Genomic DNA, 22,649 nt, shown 5'->3' on the forward strand with positions numbered 1-22,649 from the left:
TCGACGATACGACGTCGGCGCCCGCTCGATGGCGGCGCGCGTTGTTGTTCGCAGGCTTACAGCATGCCGGTCGTCTGGTAGGCGCTCGCGGCGCGGATCCGCTCGCGCGATGCGGTGAACTGCTGCGCGAGCCGGTCGCGATCGGCCTGCGCGTCCTGTGTGATCGATGCGTCGATGTCCATGATCCGGCGGATCGTGTCGAGCGCGGCCGGCGTCTGCTCCGGCGCCAGGCTCATCAGCAGCGGCGAGCGCGCGTCGGCCAGCGCGGCGACGCGCTCCCAGTCGCGCAACGCGCTCGCCGACTGCATCGCCTGGGTCAGGTGCAGCGCATGGTTCAGGGCATCGGTCGTCATGGTCATGGTCGTCGTCCGGTGTCGTGCGAAGGGCGCGTTACTTGTTGGTGGCGAGCGCACCCGCGCTGTTGGTGCCGCCGAACAGCTGGGTCAGGTACTTCGTGTTGTTCGCCATCGTCGCCATCAGGTTGTTCAGCGCGGTGAACTGCGCGTTGTACTGCGTGGTCAGCTGGGCCGAGTAGTTCTGCAGTTGCGTCGCCTGGTCCGACAGGCTCTTCAGGTCCGCGTTGATCGCGGTGGTGCGCTGGTCGATCAGGCCGTTGGTCTGCGTGTAGTTGCTGACCAGGTTGTTGAGCGTCTGGCCGACACCGTTCGTCGTGTTGAACAGTGCGCCGACCGCCGGGTTGTTCGACGTGAGCGCGGTGTTCAGCGCGCTCGAGTCCACCTGCAGCGTGCCGTCCGCCTGCAGGCTGATGCCGATGGCCGCCAGCGAATAGGTCGAGCCGCCCGTCGTGACGCCGCCGCTGATCGCGGTCGCGAGTCCGTTCGAGATCGTGTTCAGCATCGAATCGCCGAGCAGCGGGCCGGCCGTCGACGTGTTCGGATCGTACGACGACAGCGACTGCGCGGTCGTCACGTAGGTGTTGTACGCGCTGACGAACGCGTTGATCGCGGTCGTCGTGGCCGTCGTGTCGGGCGACAGCGTGACCGTCTGGGTCGTGTTCAGCGCCTGCGTCGTCAGGTTCAGCGTGACGCCCGTCAGCACGCCCGACACGCTGTTGGACGCGCTCGTCACCGGCGTGCCGTCGACGGTCAGTTTCGCGTCGGCGGCCGCCGTCACGGTCGTGTAGCCCGAGGTCAGCTTCGAATTGACGCCGGTGCCGCTCACCGACACAGTGTTGGCCGCGCCTGTGTTGTTCGACTGGATCACGAGATGCTGGCCGTCCGAGCCGGTGATGACCGACGCGGTGACGCCCGGGTTGCCGGCCGTCGTGTTGATCGACTTCGCGATGTCCGACAGCGATGCACCGGCCGCGACGTTGACGTTGAAGGCCGTGCCGGTGCCGAGCGTGATGCTCAGCGAACCGGCGGAGATCGTGTCCGAGGACGTGATGCCGGCCGACGACAGCTTGTTCGCGGTGGCGAGCTGCGTGACGTTGACCGCGTACGAGCCGGCCACCGCGCCGCCGCCGCTCTTGACCGACGCGGTGATGCCGTTGCCGCTCGCGGTTGCCGCGAGGCCGCTCAGCGTCGTGCCGTTCGACAGGCCCGTGATCGCGGTCTGCAGCGCCGACAGCGCGGATTTCAGTTTGCCGACCGCCGACAGTTCGGTGTTGTCGGCCGTCTGCTTGTTCGTGAGGGTGGTCTGCTGGCCGATGGTCTTGGCCTGCACCAGCGACGTGACGAGCGAATTGACGTCGAGCGTCGAATTGGTCGCGCCGCTGATGATCGATTGTCCGGCCTGCGCCAGGATGCTGCCGATATCCGTCGTGCTCGTCGTGGCCATGCGGGTGCTCCAGTCGTTTGCGCGATGACGCGCGTTTCGGCGGGTCGCCGTACTTCGGTTTCAATGCAAGCAGGGAGGCATGCCTCCCTGGAGTGTCGGGTCCGACGAATCGAACCGGCGCCGTCGCGCGCCGCAACGCGGACGACGCCGTGCGCGCGGGCGACTCGCCCGGCGCGGGGTGTTCCCGATTACTGCAGGAGCTTCAGGACTTGCTGCGGCAGCGAGTTCGCTTGCGCGAGCACCGAGATGCCGGCTTGCTGCAGCACTTGCGCCTTGCTCAGGTTCGCCGTTTCCGTCGCGAAGTCCGCGTCGGTGATCTGCGAACGCGCCGCGCTCATGTTCGTTGCCTGGGTTTGCGTCGTCGTGATCGCAGCCTGGAACGTGTTTTGTGCCGCACCCAGCGTTGCCTGGAACGTGTTCACGTTCTTCAGTGCCGCGTCGATCGACGTGATGGCCGACTGTGCGCTCGTCTGGTCGCTGACCGTCAGGCCGCTCAGGCTCAGGCCGCCGCCCGTGCTCGTCCACACCGTCGCGCCGAAGTTGACGGCCACGGTCTGGTTGGCTGCCGCGCCGACCTGGAACGTGACGTTGCCCGCTGCGCTCAGGATGGTCTGGCCGTTGAACGACGTTTGCGTTGCCACGCGGTCGATTTCGCCGAGACGCGTCGTGACTTCAGCCTGCAGGTTCGCACGTGCGTTCGAATCCAGCGAGCCGTCGCCTGCTTCGACTGCCAGCGTACGGATACGCTGCAGGTTGTCGACGGTCGACTGCAGCGCGCCGGCTGCCGTCTGGATCATCGAGATGCCGTTGTTCGCGTTCGACACGCCTTGGGTCAGCGCGTTGATCGCTGCCGTTTGCGACGTCGAGATCGCGAGACCTGCCGCGTCGTCGGCTGCCGTGTTGACGCGCTTGCCGGACGACAGGCGGTTGATCGCTTGCGACAGCGCGTTTTGCGAGCCCGACAGATTCGTCTGCGTCGTCAGCGAAAGGATGTTGGTGTTGATGTTCAGCATTTGCTTCCTCGTTTTGGAAAATGCCTGAGATACAGACAGGTTCTGATTTCGGCGTTGCGCTTTTTCGCGTCTGGCGCTGCCCGCCTTTCCTGGTTGACGGCGGCACCCGGCGAAAACTTTAGAGGGATGTTTGAGGAAATTCGGGACGGAAGAGGGGATTTCGCCGGGAAGGCTCGCCCGGCATGGCGGACAGCGTGGTGGCCAGGGCGAGGAACACCGCCCGGTTGGGTGGAACGTTTGCCCGCGATCGACAAAAGGATGGTTTTGTCTGTGATTCCCTGCTATGATGGCGGGCTGAATTGAGATTTCTGTCACGCCTCTGCCGTTTTCGGCATGTCTGCTGGCAGTCAAACGCGGCGCTGCACGCGGCTGTGAAGCGTACTCGCGGTGCTTTCCGCCTCTCTTTTCCGGCCTCCGAGGCCGTATTTCCGCTCGTTTCGCCTGTTCGTGGGGACGCTCGGATGGCCGGTGCGTGGCGCTTGGCCGCTACGTTTTTGACCGTTTAAGCAATTTAGGAACGACATGACGACGATTCTTCTGAAAGAAAACGAGCCGTTCGAAGTGGCGATTCGCCGCTTTCGTCGCGCTATCGAAAAAAATGGCCTGATCGCTGAACTGCGTGAGCGCCAGTCTTACGAAAAGCCGACCGCAGTCCGCAAGCGCAAGAAGGCAGCAGCCGTCAAGCGCCTGCACAAGCGTCTGCGCAGCCAGATGCTGCCGAAGAAGCTCCACTAAGAGCGTCTGACGGTTCGCCGCGAAACGGCGGAGTGTGCCTCGAAAGAGGCCGCTCCGCCGTTTCGCTTTTGGGGTCCGGGAAAATCCCGAGGCTCGCCGCGGGGCGGCCGTTCCGGCCGGCGGCCGCGGTTGGCGGCCGGCCGGTGCGGCGTCCGGAAGTCGATTTTTGCGGTCAGGCCAGCCGTGCGCGGGTCGCCCGGCTTCAGGTCATCCGCGTACTGATATTCCCGGTAACGGCGGTTCTGCACGCTGCCGATTGGCGCGCGCAGCGTCAAGGCGTGGCGGCCGACCTGCGTCGGGGAGTGCGCCCGCATCGATGGCGAGCCAGTCTGGCGCATCGAGGCCGCCGGTCGCGCGCAGCGGCGTCGCGCCGGCGAATCGTCGGCATGCGCGAGCGAGGCGGCGAAGCAGGCAGGGGCGGCGGCCTCGCGGCGTGGACGGACGTGCGGTCGCGCGAAGCCGACGGTCATGGCGGGTGAGCAAAAATGCGAGTAAGAATCATTCGCATCGCGATAAAATGTCGCGCATCGTATCAAGACCCGCCGAACGCGCAATATTTCCAGGCCGCGCACAAGGGCATCCGGCCTCGCCTGGCGCGGCCGGCCGGCGCTTGCGCGGCGTTTGACATCAGATGACCTTCCTCCCGTCGACCCGGGGCCGCCGCCTGTGCCGGCCCGTTTTCCTGTCGCCGCGCACGCGATGAATGCGTTCCCGCGACCGTTTCTCGTCCGCCTGCATCGCTGGTTCGGGCTCGCCATCGCGCTGTTCCTGTTCGTCGCGGGGCTCACCGGCGCGCTGATCGCATGGGACCACGAGCTCGACGCGGTGTTGAACCCCGACTTCTACGTCGCGCGCAGCGGCGCCGCGCCGCTTGCGCCGCTCGAACTGGCGACGCGCATCGAGGCTGCCGACCCGCGCGTGCAGGTGACCTATCTGCCGCTCGCGGTCGAGCCGGGGCACACGCTGCAGGCGGGCGTGATACCGCGCACCGACCCGGCGACCGGCCGGCCGTACGCGATCGATTTCAGCCAGATCGCCGTCGATCCCGCGACCGGCGCGGTGCAGGGCCGCCGCGAATGGGGCGCGGCGTCGCTCGCGCGGCTCGACCTGATGCCGTTCATCTACCGGCTGCACTACTCGCTGTTCCTCCCCGAGTACGGCGGGATCAACTTCGGGTTCTGGGTGATGGGCGTCGTCGGTATCGTGTGGGCAATCGACAGCCTGATCGCGCTCGTGCTCGCGTTCCCGAACCTGAAGAGCTGGCGCAAGTCGTTCGCGTTCCGCGTGCGGCGCGGCGGCTATCCGCTCGTATTCGACCTGCACCGCTCCGGCGCCGTATGGGTATGGGGGCTGCTGCTGGTCGTTGCGGTCACATCGATCTCGATGAACCTCGCGGTTCCGGTCGTGCGCCCGCTGGTGTCGCGGCTGTCGCCGCTCGCGCAGACGCCGTACACGAATCCCGAGCGTTTCCCGCCGGCTCCACCGGGCAGCACCGTGCTGCCGCGCGAGCGAATCGTCGAGATCGCGCGCCCGGCCGGGCGCGACGCGGGAATCACCGCGCCGCCCGGTGCGCTGCTGTTCGCGCCGGCGATGAACGTCTATGCGGTCGGGTTCTTCACGCCCGGCAACGACCACGGGGACGTCGGGCTGGGTAACGCGTGGTTGTACTGGGATGCGGTGACGGGCAAGCCGGTCGCCGCCCAGGTGCCCGGCCGCGGCTCGGCCGGCGACCTGTTCATGCAGGCGCAGTTTCCGCTGCACTCGGGGCGGATCGCCGGCGTCGCGGGCCGCGTCGCGATCAGCGCGCTCGGCATCGTCATCGCGATGCTGAGCGTGACGGGCATCTGCATCTGGGTGAAGAAGCGCAGCGCACGCGTGCGGGCCGCACGAAGCGCACGGTCGGCCGTGCCGGCGTCGTCACGCGCCGCGCGGTAAGCGACGGGTGGCGCCGTGGCCACCGTCGCCGCGGGCGGCGTTGAAGGACGGGTGCCCGGCTGGCGCCGGTGCCTGCGCCTGCGTGGTCAGCCCGCCTTGCGCTTGCGTGCCGGCTGTTTCCGGCCGAGCGCCGCGCACCGCGCGTGGCACGGGCAGCCGATCTCGTGATCGTTGACCATGCCGGTTGCCTGCATCAGTGCATAGCAGATCGTCGAGCCGACGAACTTGCAGCCGTATGCCTTCAGCGCCTTGCTGAGCGCGTCGGACTGTTCGGTCGACGCGGGCGCGTCGCGGTACGACTGCCATGCATTCTGGATCGGCGTATTGCCGACGAACGACCACAGGAATGCGGCGAGCGAACCGTGTTCGTCGCGGATGCGCTGCACGGCGCGCGCATTGGTGACCGCCGATTCGACCTTCGCGCGGTTGCGCACGATGCCCGGATTCTCCAGCAGCTTGTCGATGCGCTTCGGCGTGAAGCGCGCGACGGCGTCGACGTCGAACTCGGCGAACGCGCCGCGATACCCCGCGCGCTTGTTCAGGATCGTCGACCACGACAGCCCGGCCTGCGCGCCTTCCAGGATCAGCATTTCGAACAGGTGGCGATCGTCGTGCGACGGCACGCCCCACTCGGTGTCGTGATAGTGAGCGTCCGCTTCCGTCTTCACCCAGTTGCACCGCTGCGACATCGTCTGCCTCGTTTTCAGTGTCGAATCGATCGTGCCAGCATAGCGGAAGCCCTTTTTGCGGGATAGCCGGCCGAACGGCAGATGGGCGCGCGGCGCCGATCCGGTTAAGCTTGGCGCCTGTTCGAATCAGCGGGATGAAGGCATGGCGGCATTACTTTTTGCGATCGGCATCGACGGCGGCGGCACGGGCACGCGCGCGGTGCTGGCCGACCGGCACGGGCGCGAGCTCGCGCAGGGGCGCGGCGGCCCGTCGGGGCTCGGGCTTGGCATCGAGCGCGCGTGGGCGTCGATCGGGGCGGCGTGCGCGGACGCGTTCACGCAGGCCGGCCTTGCGTTCGACTGGTCGCAGTGCGCGCTCGGCTGCGGGCTCGCGGGCGTCAACAATGCGGCGTGGCTCGCTGCGTTCCGGGCGCAGGCCCCGCTCGGCGCGCTCGCGATCGAGAGCGATGCATATACGACGGTCGTCGGTGCGCACGGCGGCGCGCCGGGGCTCATCGTCGCGCTCGGCACCGGCAGCATCGCGGCGGCGCTCGATGCGGGCGGCGCGTGCCGGATCGCCGGCGGGTTCGGCTTTCCGTCCGGCGACGAGGCGAGCGGCGCGTGGCTCGGCGTGCGCGCGCTCGCATACGCGCAACAGGCGCTCGACGGCCGCGTGCCGCGCGATGCGTTCGCCGATGCGCTGCTCGCGGAAACGGGCGCGCAGGATCGCGACGCGCTCGTCCAGTGGTCGTGCGACGCGAACCAGACGATCTACGCGCGCCTCGCGCCGGTCGTGTTCACGCACCGCACGCATCCGGTGGCGGGCGCGCTGATCGCGCAGGCCGGCGACGAAATCGGCAAGATGATCGACGCGCTCGATCCGCAGCACGCGCTGCCGGTCGCCCTGTGCGGCGGGCTGGCGGATGCACTCGCGCCGGCTGTGCCGGCGCGCCATGCCGCGCGGCTGCGCGCGCCGCTCGACGATTCCGCACATGGCGCGCTGCGGCTCGCGCTGCAGGCGCTGCGGGTGGCGGAAGGCGGCTGAAGCGAGGCAACGCGGGCCAGGGCGGGGTGGAAGGCGCGTCGACCCAGCGCCAAAGGCGCGCTTGACCGGGAACCACCCGGCGCGCCGCCGGGCACGACGTTAAAATGGCGATTCCGCAGCGTCCTGTGCGCCATTCTCCCGTCCCATGTACAAAGTCATCGCCACCGATCTCGACGGTACCCTGCTGAACAGCGACCACCAGCTCGATCCGTACACGATCGACACCGTCCGCCGGCTCGACCGCGACGGCCTGCAGTTCGTGATCGCGACGGGGCGCCATTACGCGGACGTCGCCGGCATTCGCGACGTGCTCGGCATCCGGCCGTACCTGATCACGTCGAACGGCGCGCGCGTGCATGCGCCGGACGACACGACGATTCACGCGCAGGACATCGATCCCGCGATCGTCCGCAGCCTCGTGCAGCCGGAGGTCACCGGCGCGCATGGCCGCACGATCGTCAACCTGTTCACCAACGACGGCTGGCTGATCGACCGCGACGCGCCGCACCTGCTCGACTTCCACCAGGATTCGGGCTTCCGCTACGACGTGATCGACATGGCCGCGCACGACGGCGCCGATATCGCGAAGGTGCTGTATATCGGCGAGCCGGCCGATCTGGCGGTCGTCGCCGAGCAGATGCGCGTGCGCTTCGGCGATGCGCTGTACGTCACGTATTCGCTGCCCGACTGTCTGGAGGTGATGACCGCGAACGTATCGAAGGGCCGCGCGCTGCGCACGGTGCTCGGGCGGCTCGGCGTCGATACCGGCCACTGCATCGCGTTCGGCGACAACATGAACGACATCGACCTGCTCGAAACCGCCGGTCACGCGTTCATGATGAACAACGCGAACCCCGACCTGGTCGCGCGGCTGCCGCACATTCCGCGGATCGGCAACAACTTCGATGCGGGGGTCGCCCGGCACCTGCGCTCGCTGTTCTCGCTCGAGGACAACGTCGCCGCTTCCTGAGCGTCCGGCCCCGGGCGCGTGTCCCGTGCGGAAATGAAAAACGGGCGCCAGTGGCGCCCGTCGAAATTGCCTGCCTCGATGTTGTTGGACAGCGTGAGGCTCGCTGCTCTGCTCGCTTGACCCCGTAGTGTTTTATTCGCTTGTGCGAGCCGATGCCGGAAGCAGGTCGACGGCGTCGTCACGCCCGGCGACCAGCGGGTAGATGATCCCTGCGAGTACCGCGCCGATCATCGGCGCCACCCAGAACAGCCAGAGCTGGCCGATCGCGTCGCCGCCGACGAACAGCGCCGGGCCGGTCGAGCGCGCCGGGTTCACCGACGTGTTGGTGACCGGGATCGAGATCAGGTGAATCAGCGTCAGGCACAGGCCGATCGCGATCGGCGCGAAGCCGGCCGGCACACCGCGCTTGTCGGTCGCGCCGAGGATCACGAACAGGAAGAAGCCCGTCATCACGACTTCGCAGATGAACGATGCGCTCAGCGAGTAGTGGCCGGGCGAGCGATCGCCGAAGCCGTTCGTCGCAAAGCCGCTGCCGACGACGTCGAAGCCCGGCTTGCCGGTGGCGATCAGGTACAGCACGAACGCGCCGAGCGTGGCGCCGACGACCTGCGCGACGATGTACGGAGCGAGATCGCGTGCCGGGAAGCGGCCGGCGACCGTCAGGCCGACGCTCACCGCCGGATTCAGGTGGCAACCCGAGATGTGGCCGATTGCGAATGCCATCGTCAGCACGGTCAGGCCGAAGGCAAGTGCGACGCCGGCAAAGCCGATGCCGAGGCCCGGAAAGGCGGCGGCCAGCACGGCGCTTCCGCACCCGCCGAGCACCAGCCAGAACGTGCCGAATACCTCTGCAGCGAGACGCTGAGAAAGATTCATGTAAGGACCTCGTTCAAGTGGGTTGAAGACCACCGGACGACACTGCGGATTTAATCCCTCGCCCGGAATTGGTCTGGATTATAGGAAATGAATCGCGTCCGGGAGGGTCAACGATTGTTAAATTTGAATGGCTGACGAATGCCTTTTATTAGAATAAGTCCGCATTCTCGATAAAGCCGAATCGGTTAAAGATGACAGTATTTATTTCGAAGGGCAGGGCGGCAGTGCGGATGACGTAACGGGTGTTGGCGTCCCGGCCGGATTCGCCGGGGCCGCATCATCGAAAAGGGGAGTCGAAAAATGTCTCAATACGCGAAACTCAAGGCGCAGATCGCTGATCTGCAGGCTCAGGCGGACGACGTGCGCCGCCAGGAAGTGGCGGCGGTCATTGCCGACGTCCAGCGAATGATTGCGGAATACGGCCTGACGGCCCAGGACCTGGGCTTCGCGGAACGGGCACGGCGCGGGCGCCCGCCGAAGAAGGCGCCGCTGCCGCCGAAATACCGCGATCCGAAGTCGGGTGCCACCTGGAGCGGGCGCGGCAAGCCGCCGAATTGGATCGTCGGGAAAAACCGCGATCGTTTCCTGATCGAATGACCGGAAGCCGAAAAGAAAGAGCCGCATCGTCGATGCGGCTCTTTTGTTTTACGCGCCGATTTCGGCGCGGATTTTGCTGAGTATTTCCGCGCGGATTTCCGCGTCAGGCGCTCGCGACCCGGCGCAATACCGGTTGCTTGGCCGCCGCGCAAAGCGATTCGTAAGTTTCGACATAACGCTGCGCCATTGCCTTCGAGCTGAAACGCGTGTCGAAACGCTGGCGGATCGCGGTGCGCGACAGCGTGTCGATCCGGTGCAGCGCCCCGACCGCGCCCTGCACGTCCTCGACGATGAAGCCGGTCACGCCGTCCTCGATCACTTCCGGCACCGAGCCGCGGTTGAACGCGACGACCGGCGTGCCGCAGGCCATCGCCTCGATCATCACCAGGCCGAACGGCTCCGGCCAGTCGATCGGGAACAGCAGCGCCTTCGCGCCGGACAGGAACGCGGGCTTCTGCGCCTCGTTGATCTCGCCGATGAATTCGACGTGCGCCTGGCCGAGCAGCGGCTCGATCACTTCCTTGAAATAGTCGGCGTCGGCCTTGTCGACCTTCGCGGCGATCTTCAGCGGCAGCCCGCTTTGCGCGGCGATCCGGATCGCGGTGTCGACGCGCTTTTCGGGACAGATCCGGCCGAGGAACGCGAGGTATTCGGGCTTCACGCCCGGCTGCGGCGTCAGCAGCGTGTCGGGCAGCCCGTGATACACGGTGCCGGCCCACGCGGCCTGCGGCAGCGGCTTGCGCTGGTTGTTCGAGATCGACACGACCGGCGCGTCCGGGAACGCGTCGAACACCGGCTGCAGCTCGGGCAGGTCGAGGCGGCCGTGCAACGTCGTCACGTACGGCGTGTCGAGGCGCGACATCAGCGGGAACGGCAGGTAATCGAGGTGGAAATGCAGCACGTCGAATTCGTGCGCGACCCGGGCCACCTGCTCGAGGAGCCGCATGTGGGGTGCCATCGAATCGCGGATCGACGGGTCGAGCCGCAGGGCGCGCGGCCACGCCGCCTCGAGACGGGCCGACGTGACGGAGTCGCCGCTGGCGAACAGCGTCACGTCGTGGCCGAGTTCGACGAGCGCCTCGGTGAGGTAGGACACGACACGCTCGGTGCCGCCGTAGAGTTTCGGCGGAACGGCTTCGTAAAGCGGCGCGATCTGGGCAATTCGCATCGGTGTTCTCCGGTTTTCGATCCGTGGGCGCCATCGCGCCGACGCGGATCCCATACAACGTTGCGGAACTCGCCGACGCACGCGTCTGGCGTACGTGGCCGGGCCCTGGACGGGGTGCGCGGGGCGCCGGACGGCAAGCTGCGGGGCGGGCCGGCACGGCTCGCGCCGCCGCCCATTGGAGTCCATTATCGATATCGCCCTGCGGGGTTCGAGTGTTTTTTCAAACACTTAAGGCTTGTTACACGATGAAATACGCGAAAACCCCGAGAAAAAGGGCGCGGAATCATGAATCGAGATGGCCGCAACTATTGTTGCGCGATCGTGAAAAACCACTATAATTTTTACCGATCCGATTGTCGGCAGCCCTGCCGGCAAGCCTTCCGCCATCGAGCGGGCGGCCATCGGCACCCTCGCAGCCGAATGCGCGCTGTCATCCGCTTTCCCGATTGCCCCTTTCAATTCGCTTTGTCGGAAAAATTCCTACACGGTTTACAGACAAATCCTGCATGGCATACGCCACTTCGCTGATACCGACATAAATGGCGTTTGGCCAAAATTCGCCCTGTAAGACTATAAACGAGCCGACAGTGCGCCAGGAGCGCTCCGATCGAGCAAACGTTTTCATAACACGAATGGCCAAAGCAAAGCTCTTATAACGGGGGAATCATGAGCGCTACCAGCGAAATGCTCAGTGAGATCAAAGAGGTCAACCTGTCGTACCTCCTCCTCGCGCAGCGCCTGCTGCGGGAAGACAAGGCGATGGGCATGTTCCGCATGGGAATTTCCCAGGAACTCGCCGACGTGCTCGCCAACCTCACGCTCGCACAGACCGTGAAGCTCGCCGCGTCGAACCAGATGCTGTGCCGCTTCCGCTTCGACGATCACGCGCTGCTGTCGTCGCTCGCCGACAAGGGCCGTAGCGATGTCGTCGCGCACGCCCACTCGGCCATCCTGATGGCCGGGCAGCAGGTCGAAGGCGTCCGCTGATCCATCCCGCCTTGCGTTGTGTCCCGGCGTACCGCGCCGGAGGGCAGCGTATTGGCCATCCATTCGAACAACGTCAAGCGGACGGTTATCACCATGGCAAGCAAAAGCGTCGTGATCGAGGTGAAGGAAATCACCCTCGCCATCGAACTGATCGAACTGGGCGCCCGGCTGCAGCTGCTGGAGGCGGAGACGAGCCTGTCGCGGGACCGTCTGATCAAGCTGTACAAGGAACTGAAGGGCGTGTCGCCGCCGAAGGGGATGCTGCCGTTCTCGACCGACTGGTTCATGACGTGGCAGCCGAACATCCACTCGTCGCTGTTCTACAACATCTACCGGTTCATGCAGGACCACGGCCGCTGCGAGCCGATCCAGTCGATCGTGAAGGCGTACCGGCTCTATCAGGAGCACGTGAACCTGTCCGGCGACGAGGCCGCGCTGAGCCTCACGCGGGCATGGACGCTCGTGCGCTTCTTCGATTCGGGGATGCTGCAGATGACCCCGTGCACGCGCTGCGGCGGCCACTTCGTCGCGCATGCGCATGATCCGCATCAAGGTTTCGTGTGCGGCCTCTGCCAGCCGCCGTCGCGTGCCGGCAAGACCCGCAAGGCCGCCGCCGCGCGCGCCGAACTGGCTGCCACCGCGGCCTGAGTGCCGCCGGGCGGGGCGCGGGCGGTTGCCGCGGGCCGCGCGAATCGTCCGTGCCGTGCTGGTAAACACTGCCGGGCCGCCGCCGGGCGGCCGCGAAAGTTTTCCTGCCGACTGCCGTAAACCTGTTTAACGGCGGTCTTCCCGCCGGTCTTTCGTGAGGGACAGGCAGTGCTGATTATCGTGGGAACACTCGTGACGCTGTTGTCCGTCTTCGGCGGCTATGCGCTGGCAGGCGGGCATCTGGGCGCATTGATCCAGCCGGTCGAGATCCTGATGATCGTGGGCGCCGGCGTCGGCGCATTCATCCTCGGCAACGGCGGCAAGACCATCAAGGCCACGCTGCGCGTGCTGCCGACCCTCTTCAAAGGGTCGAAGTACACGAAGGACGTCTACATGGAGCTGATGGCGCTGCTCTACGTGCTGCTGGCGAAGGCGCGCAAGGAAGGCACGCTGACGCTCGAGGCCGACATCGACGATCCGGAAAAGAGCCCGATTTTCACGCAATACCCGAAGATCCTCGCCGATCATCACATCGTCGAGTTCCTGACCGACTACCTGCGCCTGATGGTGGGCGGCAACATGAACGCGTTCGAGATCGAGAGCCTGATGGACGAGGAGATCGAGACGCACCACGCGGAAGGCGAAGGCCCCGCGCACGCGCTGATGCGCGTCGGCGACGCGATGCCGGCGTTCGGCATCGTCGCGGCCGTGATGGGCGTGGTCCACACGATGGCGTCGGCCGACAAGCCGCCCGCGGTGCTCGGCGCGATGATCGCGCAGGCGCTGGTCGGCACGTTCCTCGGGATCCTGCTGTCGTACGGGCTGATCGGGCCGCTCGCGAGCCTGGCGGAGCAGCGCGTCGCCGAGTCGACGAAGATGTTCCAGTGCATCAAGGTGACGATCCTCGCGACGCTGAACGGTTATGCGCCGGCGATTGCCGTCGAGTTCGGCCGCAAGGTGCTGTTCTCGACCGAGCGCCCGTCGTTCTCGGAACTCGAAGAGCACGTGCGCCGGGTGAAGGCGAAGTGACGCGGAGCGCACGATGAGCAAGAGCAAGGATCGCGCGATCGTCGTCAAGCGGGTGGCCCCGGCGAAGAAGGGCCACCACGGCGGCGCATGGAAGCTCGCGTACGCGGATTTCATGACCGCGATGATGGCGTTCTTCCTGTTGATGTGGCTGCTGAGCTCGGTCACGCCGGTGCAGCTGAAGGGCATCGCCGAATACTTCAACACGCCGCTGAAGGCCGCGCTGTTCGGCAGCGGCGACCGCAATTCGCAGGACTCCAGCATCCTCAACGCCGGCGGCCGCGACCTGTCGAGCGTCGACGCCGGCACGCTGCGCCGCACCGACGGCTCGACGCAGCTCGCCGATCGCGTCGCGAAGGCCGGCGACGACAACACGCGCTCGCAGGCGCAGGGCGCGCAGGACCGGCTCGAGCAGGCGCGCCTGCACGACCTGCAGATCAAGCTGATGGCCGCGATCGAGGCGAATCCGACGTTGCGCCAGTTCAAGCAGCAGATCCGCATCGATTCGACGCTGATGGGGCTGCGCATCGAGATCGTCGATTCGCAGAAGCGGCCGATGTTCGCGATGTCGAGCGACCGCGTCGAGCCGTACATGCGCGACATCCTGCGCGAGATCGGCAAGACGCTGAACGACGTGCCGAACCGGATCATCGTCCAGGGCCACACCGACGCCGTGCCGTACGCGGGCGGCGAGGGCGGCTACAGCAACTGGGAGCTGTCGGCCGATCGTGCGAACGCGTCGCGCCGCGAGCTGATCTCCGGCGGCATGGACGAGGCGAAAGTGCTGCGCGTGCTCGGCCTCGCGTCGACGCAGAACCTGAACAAGGCCGACCCGCTCGATCCGGAAAACCGCCGGATCAGCGTGATCGTGCTGAACCGCAAATCCGAAGAGGCGCTGATGCGCGATGACGCGACGACCACGACGCTGTCGGCCGATGCGGCCGGCTCGAAGCAGCTCGCGCAGCAGCTCGGCGCGGCGCCGGCCGTGCGCCCCGCGCTCGCGGCGTCCGCCGTCGCGGTGCCGAAACCCTGATATCGACAAGACCCGCTCCGAGACAGACATGATCCGAACCATTCTCGCCATCGACGACTCCGCGACCATGCGCGCCCTGCTGCAGGCGACGCTTGCACAGGCCGGCTATGACGTGACGGTGGCGCCGGACGGCGAAGCCGGCTTCGACATGGCCGCGACCGCGCCGTACGACCTGGTGCTGACCGACCAGAACATGCCGCGCAAGAACGGGCTCGAGGTGATCGCCGCGCTGCGCAAGCTGACCGCGTATGCGGACACGCCGATCCTCGTGCTGACGACCGAGGGCAGCGATGCCTTCAAGGATGCCGCGCGCGACGCGGGCGCGACGGGCTGGATCGAGAAGCCGATCGACCCGGCCGTGCTGGTCGACCTGGTCGCGACGCTCTCCGAGCCGGCCGCATCCTGACATGAACGCGACGAATTCAACCGGTGACCGGGCATGACTCTCGACATCACTCAGTTCTACCAGACCTTTTTCGACGAAGCGGACGAGCTGCTCGCGCAGATGGAGCAGCTGCTGCTGAACCTCGACGTCGACTCGCCCGACCCCGAAGACCTGGCCGCGATCTTCCGCGCCGCGCATTCGATCAAGGGCGGCGCGGCGACGTTCGGCTTTTCCGCGCTGACCGATACGACGCACATCCTCGAATCGCTGCTCGACCGCGCGCGCAACCACGAGCTGACGCTGACCAAGGAGATGGTCGACGCGTTCCTCGAGACCAAGGACGTGCTGTCCGACCAGCTCGCGGACTACCGCGCGAGCGCCGAACCGGACGCGGCGGCTGCCGCGACGATCTGCGCGAAGCTCGAACGGCTGAAGGCCGAGAGCGGCGCGGGTGAACCGGCGGCGGCCGCCGCGCCGGCACCTGCGCCCGCTGCCGCACCCGCTGCCGCTGCTCCGGCCGCGGAACCCGCCGCCGGTGGCGAGCGCGCGCCCGATCACGTGGTCGAGCAGGCCGTCGCGGCCGCGCATCCGGCGGGTGACGCGGACGCGGGCGCGGGCGGCCCGCACCTGAAGATCACGCTGGTGGGCGTCGACGCGAAGGACCAGGCGCTGCTCACCGAGGAACTCGGCAACCTCGGCCGGATCGTCGGCCGCGAGGCAGCGGGCGCCGACCTGTCGCTGTGGCTCGAATCCGATGTGCCGTCCGACGACATCGTCGCCGTGTGCTGCTTCGTGATCGACGAAAGCCAGATCCGCGTCGCGCACGGCACGGCGCCGGCCGCACCGGCCGCGCCGGCTGCCGCGCAGGACACGGCGGCGCCGGTTGCCGAACCGGCCGCTGCCGCGCAACCGGCGCGCGTCGAGGTGTTCGCGCCGCCGGCCGCCGCGCCGCAACCGGCCGCGCCGGCGCCCGCCGAGCCGGCCGCCGCGGCCGCACCGGCCCAGCCGCCGCAACCCGCGCCGCAACCGCCGGCCGAACACGCGGCGCCGGCCGCCGCGCACCACGACGACAAGCGTGCGCGCCCGGCCGCGGCCGCCGCCGCGGGCGCCGAAGGCAGCTCGATTCGCGTCGGCGTGGAGAAGGTCGACCAGCTGATCAACCTCGTCGGCGAGCTCGTGATCACGCAGGCGATGCTCGCGGAAACCGCGAGCGCATTCGATCCGGCGCTGCACGACCGCCTGTTCAACGGGATGGCGCAGCTCGAGCGCAACGCGCGCGACCTGCAGGAAGCGGTGATGTCGATCCGCATGATGCCGATGGACTACGTGTTCAGCCGCTTCCCGCGCCTCGTGCGCGACCTCGCCGGCAAGCTCGGCAAGCAGGTCGAGCTCGTCACGTTCGGCCAGGCGACCGAACTCGACAAGAGCCTGATCGAGCGGATCATCGATCCGCTCACCCACCTCGTGCGCAACAGCCTCGACCACGGGATCGAAACCGTCGACAAGCGCGTCGCCGCCGGCAAGGATGCGGTCGGCCAGCTCGTGCTGTCGGCCGCGCATCACGGCGGCAACATCGTGATCGAGGTGAGCGACGACGGCGCGGGCCTGAACCGCGAGCGGATCCTCGCGAAGGCCGCGAAGCAGGGCATGCAGGTGTCCGACAACATCAGCGACGACGAAGTCTGGCAGCTGATCTTCGCGCCGGGCTTCTCGACGGCCGAGACGGTGACCGACGTGTCGGGCCGCGGCGTCGGGATGGACGTCGTGAAGCGCAACATCCAGTCGATGGGCGGCCACGTCGAGATCACGTCGCAGGCCGGCCGCGGCACGACCACGCGGATCGTGCTGCCGCTCACGCTCGCGATCCTCGACGGGATGTCGGTGAAGGTCGGCAGCGAGATCTTCATCCTGCCGCTGAACTTCGTGATGGAGTCGCTGCAGCCGTCGACCGACGACATCTACACGGTCGGCAACGGCGAGCGCGTGGTGCGCGTGCGCGGCGAATACCTGCCGCTGGTCGCGCTGCACGAGGTGTTCTCGGTCGAGGACGCGCGCACCGACCCGACGCAGGGGATCGTCACGATCATGGAAACCGAGGGCCGCCGCTTCGCGATGCTGATCGACGAGCTGGTCGGCCAGCAGCAGGTGGTCGTGAAGAACCTCGAAACCAACTACCGCAAGGTCCACGGCATCTCGGCGGCGACCATCCTCGGCGACGGCAGCGTCGCCCTGATCGTCGACGTCGCGGCGCTCAACCGTGAAACCCGTGCGACGCACGGCGCCCGTGCCGGCGCCGAGCTCGCGATGTTCTGACTCTCGCCATCAACCGATTGGGGGCAAACGTGTCTGCTGAAGTCCAAATGATCAATCCGGCCGCGGCGAACGCGGCAACGAGCCGCCGCGACGCGGAGCAGGGCGACGCGACGGGCCAGGAATTCCTCGTGTTCACGCTCGGCGACGAGGAATACGGGATCGACATCCTGAAAGTGCAGGAAATCCGCGGCTACGACAGCGTCACGCGCATCGCGAACGCGCCGGAGTTCATCAAGGGCGTGATCAACCTGCGCGGGATCATCGTGCCGATCGTCGACATGCGGATCAAGTTCCATCTCGGCCGCGTCGAGTACGACCACCAGACCGTCGTGATCATCCTGAACGTGTCGAACCGCGTGGTCGGGATGGTGGTCGACGGCGTGTCGGACGTGCTGACGCTGCAGACCGACCAGATCATGCCGGCGCCGGAATTCGGCGCGACGCTGACGACCGAGTACCTGACCGGCCTCGGCACGGTCGACGGCCGGATGCTGATCCTGATGGACATCGAGAAGCTGATGTCGAGCCGTGAAATGGCGCTGATCGAGACACTCGGCGGGTAAGCGCGCCGCGCGCGCAGCAATTTCGGGAGAATCTGCAATGTTGCACAACTGGTCGATCCGTACGACGCTCACCGCGGTCGGACTCATTCTCGTGTGCCTGGCCGCCGCGGTCGGCGGGCTCGGCCTCTACGCGCTCAATCACGCGAGCCGTTCGCTCGACGAGATCGCGCACGTCGACCTGCCGGCGATTCACACGCTGGACGACACGGCCGCGCACCTGCTGCGCTCGCGCGTCGCGCTCGACCGCTTCCGTACGCTGACCGAAGGCGGCAATGCGGCCGACGCGACGAAGGTGCTCGACCGCGCGCAGGAGCTGTTCGCGAAGTCGAACCAGAACTGGCAGGCGTTCCAGTCGTTGCCGAAGCTCGGCGTCGAGCAGGCGCTCCTCGACGAGCTCACCGCCCGCTACACGACGATCGTGAAGGAAGGCGTCGAGCCCGAATTCGCGGCGGCGCGCGCGGGCGACATGGCGGCGTACCACGCGATTGCCGACGCGAAGATCAGCCCGATGTTCGTCGCGTTCGACCAGACGGCGGCGGCCGTGATCGCATCGCTGCAGAAGCGCGCGGAAGAGCGTCAGGCCGCGACGCAGTCGCAGATCTCGCTGATGGTCGCGCTGATCGCCGCCGGCATCGCGATCGCGTTCGTCGTCGTGATCGCGATCCGCTTCGTCCTGCGCGGCCTGATCGTGAAGCCGATCGAGGACGCGATCGCGCACTTCGAGCGCATCGCCGGCGGCGACCTCACGCAGCCGGTGAGAGTGTTCAGCACGAACGAGATCGGCCGCCTGTTCGGCGGCATCAAGCGGATGCAGGACGCGGTGACGACGATGGTGCAGGCCGTGCATCGCGGCACCGAGTCGATCGACGTCGGCGCGCGCGAGATCGCGACCGGCAACATCGACCTGTCGCAGCGCACCGAGGAGCAGGCCGCGTCGCTGCAGGAAACCGCGTCGAGCATGGAGCAGCTGACGGGCACCGTGCGGCAGAACGCGGAGAACGCGCGGCAGGCGAGCCAGCTCGCGGTGAACGCGTCGGACATCGCGACGCAGGGCGGCGACGTGGTCGGCCAGGTCGTGTCGACGATGCAGGACATCGCGGCCAGCTCGGGCAAGGTCGTCGACATCATCGGCACGATCGAGGGCATCGCGTTCCAGACCAACATCCTCGCGCTGAACGCGGCGGTCGAAGCCGCGCGCGCGGGCGAACAGGGCCGCGGCTTCGCGGTGGTCGCGGGCGAGGTGCGCTCGCTCGCGCAGCGCAGCGCGAGCGCCGCAAAGGAAATCAAGCAGCTGATCGGCGATTCGACCGAGAAGGTCGACAGCGGGTCGGCGCTCGTGGCGCGTGCCGGCGCGACGATGGAAGAGATCGTGCAGGCCGTGCGCCGCGTGACCGACATCATGGGCGAGATCAGCGCGGCGTCCGACGAGCAGTCGACCGGCATCGAGCAGGTCAACCGCGCGGTCGGCCAGATGGATTCGGTCACGCAGCAGAACGCGGCGCTCGTCGAGCAGGCGGCGGCGGCCGCCGCGTCGCTCGAGGAGCAGACGCGCCAGATGAAGGCGATCGTGTCAGGCTGGCGCGTCGCGGGCGGCATCGCGCTCGCGCCGGCGCGCAGCGTCGCGCGGCCGGTCGCGCACGAACCGGCGGCCGTGCCTGCGTTGCCGTCGGAGCCGCGTCACGACGCGGCGCCGGTCGCCGCGCTGCCGGCGCCTCAGGCGGCGGCACAACCGGCACGGCGCGCCGCGCCGGCCGCCCGTGCGGCCGCGTCGGGCGCCGGCGCCGAACCGAAGCGCACGGCCGACACCGCGCGCACGCAGAAGGATGCAACGGCTTCCCGCGGCACCGCCGCGGGCGGCTATGGCCCGCGCCTCGCGAAGTCGGCCGCACCGGCGGACAAGCCGGCCGCGAAGCCCGCGCTCGTGCGCCCGGCGCTGAACGGCGAGAAGCCGGCGCTGGCGGCGGCCGGCACGTCCGACGACGACTGGGAGACCTTCTAAGCCATGTCGCACGCGCGCGCGCCGTTTCGACCCGATGCACCGGATGCCTCGCCTCGCGCAGGGGATCCGGGGCGCGACTTCGCGTTCACGGGCGCGGATTTCGCACGCATTCGCGCGCTGATCCATCAACGCGCGGGGATCTCGCTGTCCGAGCACAAGCGCGACATGGCGTACAGCCGTCTCGCCCGGCGGCTGCGTGCGCGCGGCCTCGACACGTTCCGCGACTACCTCGACCTGCTCGAGCAGGAGGACGATCCGCTCGAGTGGGAAGCGTTCACCAACGCGCTGACGACCAACCTGACCGCGTTCTTCCGCGAGTCGCACCATTTCCCGATCCTGTCGGATTTCGTGAAAGGGCGCCCGGCGCCGGTGTCGGTCTGGTGCTCGGCGGCGTCGACCGGCGAGGAGCCGTATTCGATCGCGATCACGCTGATCGAGGCACTCGGCGAATTGGCGGCGCGCGGCGCGTCGATCCTCGCGACCGATCTCGACACGCAGGTGCTCGCGAAGGCGGAGGCCGGCATCTACACGTACGACCAGGTCAAGCACCTGTCGCCGGAGCGGCTCAAGCGCTTCTTCCTGAAAGGCACGGGTCCGCAGTCAGGCCGTGTGAAGGTGCGCCCCGAGCTGCGCGCGATGATCCGTTTCGAGCAACTGAACCTGACCGATGCGGACTACGGGATCGCGAAGCCGTTCGACGCGATCTTCTGCCGCAACGTGATGATCTATTTCGACAAGCCGACGCAGGGGCAGGTGCTGTCGCGCTTCGAGCCGCTCGTGAAGCCGGGCGGGCTGCTGTTCGCCGGCCATTCGGAAAACTTCACGTACGTGACGCAGGCGTTCCGGCTGCGCGGGCAGACGGTGTACGAACTGACACGCGACGCCGCGCAGGGCGCGCGGCCGCGCGGCGCGCAGGCGCCCGCGGCGGCCGCGATGCCGTCGCCCGTGCGCGCGCGGGCCGCGGGCGCCGTGCCTGCCTATGGAGAGCGCGGATGAGCGCACTGCCGATCGCGACCAATCGCTATTTCGACAGCCACTTCGGCCTTCCCGGCGTGAAGCTGTTGCCGAACGAGTTCTACACGACCGCCGAGGACATGGTGCTGATGACCGTGCTCGGCTCGTGCGTCGCCGCGTGCATTCACGATCCGTACGCGGGCATCGGCGGGATGAACCACTTCATGCTGCCCGACGACGGCGCCGACGCCGGCGCGGCCGCGTCCGAATCGATGCGCTATGGCGCGTACGCGATGGAAGTGCTGATCAACGAACTGATCAAGGCCGGCGGGCGCCGCGAACGCCTCGAGGCGAAGGTGTTCGGCGGCGCGGCCGTGCTGGCCGGGATGACGACGATCAACATCGGCGATCGCAACGCGGATTTCGTGCGCCGCTACCTCGCGCTCGAACGCATCCGCATCACCGCGGAGGACTTGCAGGACGTCCATCCGCGCAAGGTCGCGTTCATGCCGCGCACGGGGCGCGCGATGGTGAAGAAGTTGCGGCTGCAGGTGCCGGGCGTGACCGAGCGCGAAGCCGCGCTGGCGCGCGAGGCCGACCGCTTGCGCGCGGCGCGCCCGCGCGCGCACGTCGAGCTGTTCCAGGCGAAACGGCCGGCCGCGCCGCAACCGGCGCGCCCGCGCATCGAGCTGTTCGGCGCGCGCGGCGCCGCGCCGGCCGGCAGCGGCAGCGCGGGCGGTGCCGGCGGCGTGCGGGCGGCGAACCCGTATGCGGCGAACCTATCAAGAAAGCAGGAGGCATGACCGCAGTGCAGAAGATCAAAGTATTGTGCGTCGACGATTCGGCGCTGATCCGCAGCCTGATGACCGAGATCATCAACAGCCAGCCCGACATGACGGTGTGCGCGACCGCGCCCGATCCGCTCGTCGCGCGCGAGCTCATCAAGCAGCACAACCCCGACGTGCTCACGCTCGACGTCGAAATGCCGCGCATGGACGGGCTCGACTTCCTCGAGAAGCTGATGCGCCTGCGGCCGATGCCGGTCGTGATGGTGTCGTCGCTGACCGAGCGCGGCTCCGAAATCACGCTGCGCGCGCTCGAACTCGGCGCGGTGGATTTCGTCACGAAGCCGCGCGTCGGGATTCGCGACGGGATGCTCGACTACGCGGAAAAGCTCGCCGACAAGATCCGCGCGGCGTCGCGCGCGCGCGTGCGCCAAGCGCCGCAGCCGCAAGCCGCCGCGCGCTCGGCCGACAGCCCGGCGGCCGCGCCGATGATCAACAACCCGCTCGTCAGTACCGAGAAGCTGCTCATCATCGGCGCGTCGACGGGCGGCACCGAGGCGATTCGCGAAGTGCTGACGCCGCTGCCGCCGGATGCGCCGGCCGTGCTGATCGCGCAGCACATGCCGCCGGGCTTCACGAAGTCGTTCGCGCAGCGGCTGAACGGCCTGTGCCGGATCGCGGTGAAGGAAGCCGAGCACGGCGAGCGCGTGCTGCCGGGCCATGCGTATATCGCGCCGGGCCACGCGCACCTGTTGCTTGCGAGAAGCGGGGCGAACTATATTGCGCAACTGTCGGACGAGCCGCCGGTGAACCGGCACCGCCCGTCGGTCGACGTGCTGTTCCGTTCGGCGGCGACGCACGCGGGCAAGAACGCGATCGGCGTGATCCTCACCGGGATGGGCCGTGACGGCGCGGCCGGCCTGCTGGAAATGAAGCGCGCGGGCGCCTACACGTTCGCGCAGGACGAAGCGAGCTGCATCGTGTTCGGGATGCCGCGCGAGGCGATCGCGCTCGGCGGCGCGGACGAGGTCGCGCCGCTCGCCGACATGAGCCGCCGCGTGATGGCGCGCCTGGCGACGATGGGCGACCGCGTGCAGCGCGTTTGAATGGAATGTCACGGGGCGCGTGCCACGATACGCGTCCCGACGG

At 67.8% G+C, this 22,649-nt stretch carries 22 protein-coding genes; 16 read left to right on the forward strand and 6 right to left on the reverse strand.

Annotated elements, in window-relative coordinates:
• Positions 1–56 precede the first annotated feature (56 nt).
• From WJ12_RS00855 to WJ12_RS00865, 3 genes are all read right to left on the reverse strand, one after another.
• Positions 57–353, reverse strand: a complete 297-nt coding sequence (locus WJ12_RS00855) for a flagellar protein FliT (RefSeq protein WP_059559395.1) — start codon at positions 351–353, stop codon at positions 57–59.
• A 37-nt stretch (positions 354–390) separates the two neighbouring features.
• On the reverse strand, positions 391–1,800 hold the full coding sequence (gene fliD / locus WJ12_RS00860; protein WP_034188095.1) for a flagellar filament capping protein FliD: 1,410 nt from the start codon (positions 1,798–1,800) through the stop codon (positions 391–393).
• A gap of 188 nt (positions 1,801–1,988) precedes the next feature.
• A complete protein-coding gene (locus WJ12_RS00865) occupies positions 1,989–2,813 on the reverse strand; it encodes a flagellin domain-containing protein (protein WP_034188094.1) in 825 nt (274 codons plus the stop codon).
• A 522-nt stretch (positions 2,814–3,335) separates the two neighbouring features.
• Between WJ12_RS00865 and rpsU the strand changes: the two genes are divergently transcribed.
• Positions 3,336–3,548 (forward strand): 30S ribosomal protein S21, encoded by a 213-nt coding sequence (rpsU, locus tag WJ12_RS00870; protein ID WP_006401410.1) that lies wholly within the window; start codon positions 3,336–3,338, stop codon positions 3,546–3,548.
• Positions 3,549–4,247: 699 nt separating this feature from the next.
• Entirely contained in the window at positions 4,248–5,483 is a 1,236-nt protein-coding gene (locus tag WJ12_RS00875) for a PepSY-associated TM helix domain-containing protein (RefSeq protein WP_059559392.1), read from the forward strand.
• Positions 5,484–5,569: 86 nt separating this feature from the next.
• On the opposite strand, the gene WJ12_RS00880 is transcribed toward WJ12_RS00875, so the two are convergent.
• Positions 5,570–6,172 carry a DNA-3-methyladenine glycosylase I gene (locus WJ12_RS00880; protein WP_059559390.1) on the reverse strand — a complete coding sequence of 201 codons (603 nt, stop codon included), beginning with the start codon at positions 6,170–6,172 and terminating at the stop codon, positions 5,570–5,572.
• A 142-nt stretch (positions 6,173–6,314) separates the two neighbouring features.
• On the opposite strand from WJ12_RS00880, the gene WJ12_RS00885 reads away from it, so the two are divergent.
• Positions 6,315–7,196 carry a glucosamine kinase nucleotide-binding domain-containing protein gene (locus WJ12_RS00885; RefSeq protein WP_059559387.1) on the forward strand — a complete coding sequence of 294 codons (882 nt, stop codon included), beginning with the start codon at positions 6,315–6,317 and terminating at the stop codon, positions 7,194–7,196.
• A 145-nt stretch (positions 7,197–7,341) separates the two neighbouring features.
• Positions 7,342–8,166, forward strand: coding sequence for a Cof-type HAD-IIB family hydrolase (locus WJ12_RS00890; protein WP_059559383.1), 825 nt, complete (start codon positions 7,342–7,344; stop codon positions 8,164–8,166).
• 132 nt (positions 8,167–8,298) lie between these two features.
• Here WJ12_RS00890 and aqpZ read toward each other — a convergent pair whose 3' ends face one another.
• On the reverse strand, positions 8,299–9,042 hold the full coding sequence (aqpZ, locus tag WJ12_RS00895) for an aquaporin Z (protein ID WP_034188089.1): 744 nt from the start codon (positions 9,040–9,042) through the stop codon (positions 8,299–8,301).
• Positions 9,043–9,342: 300 nt separating this feature from the next.
• Between aqpZ and WJ12_RS00900 the strand changes: the two genes are divergently transcribed.
• The gene (locus WJ12_RS00900; RefSeq protein WP_006489320.1) at positions 9,343–9,639 is read left to right on the forward strand and encodes an H-NS histone family protein; all 297 of its coding nucleotides are present in this window, start codon (positions 9,343–9,345) and stop codon (positions 9,637–9,639) included.
• A 103-nt stretch (positions 9,640–9,742) separates the two neighbouring features.
• Here WJ12_RS00900 and WJ12_RS00905 read toward each other — a convergent pair whose 3' ends face one another.
• Positions 9,743–10,807, reverse strand: coding sequence for a glycosyltransferase family 4 protein (locus WJ12_RS00905; protein WP_034188088.1), 1,065 nt, complete (start codon positions 10,805–10,807; stop codon positions 9,743–9,745).
• 666 nt (positions 10,808–11,473) lie between these two features.
• Here WJ12_RS00905 and flhD point away from each other — a divergent pair.
• The 11 genes from flhD to WJ12_RS00960 all read left to right on the forward strand — a co-directional run bounded on the left by flhD (position 11,474) and on the right by WJ12_RS00960 (position 22,606).
• A complete protein-coding gene (gene flhD / locus WJ12_RS00910; RefSeq protein ID WP_011350590.1) occupies positions 11,474–11,794 on the forward strand; it encodes a flagellar transcriptional regulator FlhD in 321 nt (106 codons plus the stop codon).
• A gap of 93 nt (positions 11,795–11,887) precedes the next feature.
• Complete coding sequence (flhC, locus tag WJ12_RS00915; RefSeq protein WP_034188087.1) at positions 11,888–12,442, forward strand: flagellar transcriptional regulator FlhC; 555 nt, start codon at positions 11,888–11,890, stop codon at positions 12,440–12,442.
• Positions 12,443–12,610: 168 nt separating this feature from the next.
• The gene (gene motA, locus WJ12_RS00920; protein WP_011350592.1) at positions 12,611–13,471 is read left to right on the forward strand and encodes a flagellar motor stator protein MotA; all 861 of its coding nucleotides are present in this window, start codon (positions 12,611–12,613) and stop codon (positions 13,469–13,471) included.
• Between the two features lie 13 nt (positions 13,472–13,484).
• Complete coding sequence (gene motB, locus WJ12_RS00925) at positions 13,485–14,501, forward strand: flagellar motor protein MotB (protein WP_034188086.1); 1,017 nt, start codon at positions 13,485–13,487, stop codon at positions 14,499–14,501.
• 28 nt (positions 14,502–14,529) lie between these two features.
• Entirely contained in the window at positions 14,530–14,907 is a 378-nt protein-coding gene (locus WJ12_RS00930) for a response regulator (RefSeq protein WP_034188085.1), read from the forward strand.
• 33 nt (positions 14,908–14,940) lie between these two features.
• Positions 14,941–17,199 (forward strand): chemotaxis protein CheA, encoded by a 2,259-nt coding sequence (gene cheA, locus WJ12_RS00935; protein ID WP_034188084.1) that lies wholly within the window; start codon positions 14,941–14,943, stop codon positions 17,197–17,199.
• Between the two features lie 47 nt (positions 17,200–17,246).
• The gene (gene cheW, locus WJ12_RS00940; protein ID WP_006486165.1) at positions 17,247–17,762 is read left to right on the forward strand and encodes a chemotaxis protein CheW; all 516 of its coding nucleotides are present in this window, start codon (positions 17,247–17,249) and stop codon (positions 17,760–17,762) included.
• 37 nt (positions 17,763–17,799) lie between these two features.
• The gene (locus WJ12_RS00945; protein WP_059559381.1) at positions 17,800–19,761 is read left to right on the forward strand and encodes a methyl-accepting chemotaxis protein; all 1,962 of its coding nucleotides are present in this window, start codon (positions 17,800–17,802) and stop codon (positions 19,759–19,761) included.
• Positions 19,762–19,764: 3 nt separating this feature from the next.
• Positions 19,765–20,757, forward strand: coding sequence for a CheR family methyltransferase (locus WJ12_RS00950; RefSeq protein WP_059559378.1), 993 nt, complete (start codon positions 19,765–19,767; stop codon positions 20,755–20,757).
• Positions 20,754–21,518, forward strand: coding sequence for a chemoreceptor glutamine deamidase CheD (gene cheD, locus WJ12_RS00955; protein WP_034188081.1), 765 nt, complete (start codon positions 20,754–20,756; stop codon positions 21,516–21,518). The genes WJ12_RS00950 and cheD overlap by 4 nt, the downstream gene beginning before the upstream one ends.
• Positions 21,515–22,606 (forward strand): protein-glutamate methylesterase/protein-glutamine glutaminase, encoded by a 1,092-nt coding sequence (locus tag WJ12_RS00960; protein WP_034188080.1) that lies wholly within the window; start codon positions 21,515–21,517, stop codon positions 22,604–22,606. The genes cheD and WJ12_RS00960 overlap by 4 nt, the downstream gene beginning before the upstream one ends.
• Positions 22,607–22,649: the final 43 nt, after the last annotated feature.

The organism is Burkholderia seminalis (genome assembly GCF_001718535.1).
Classification (GTDB): domain Bacteria; phylum Pseudomonadota; class Gammaproteobacteria; order Burkholderiales; family Burkholderiaceae; genus Burkholderia; species Burkholderia seminalis.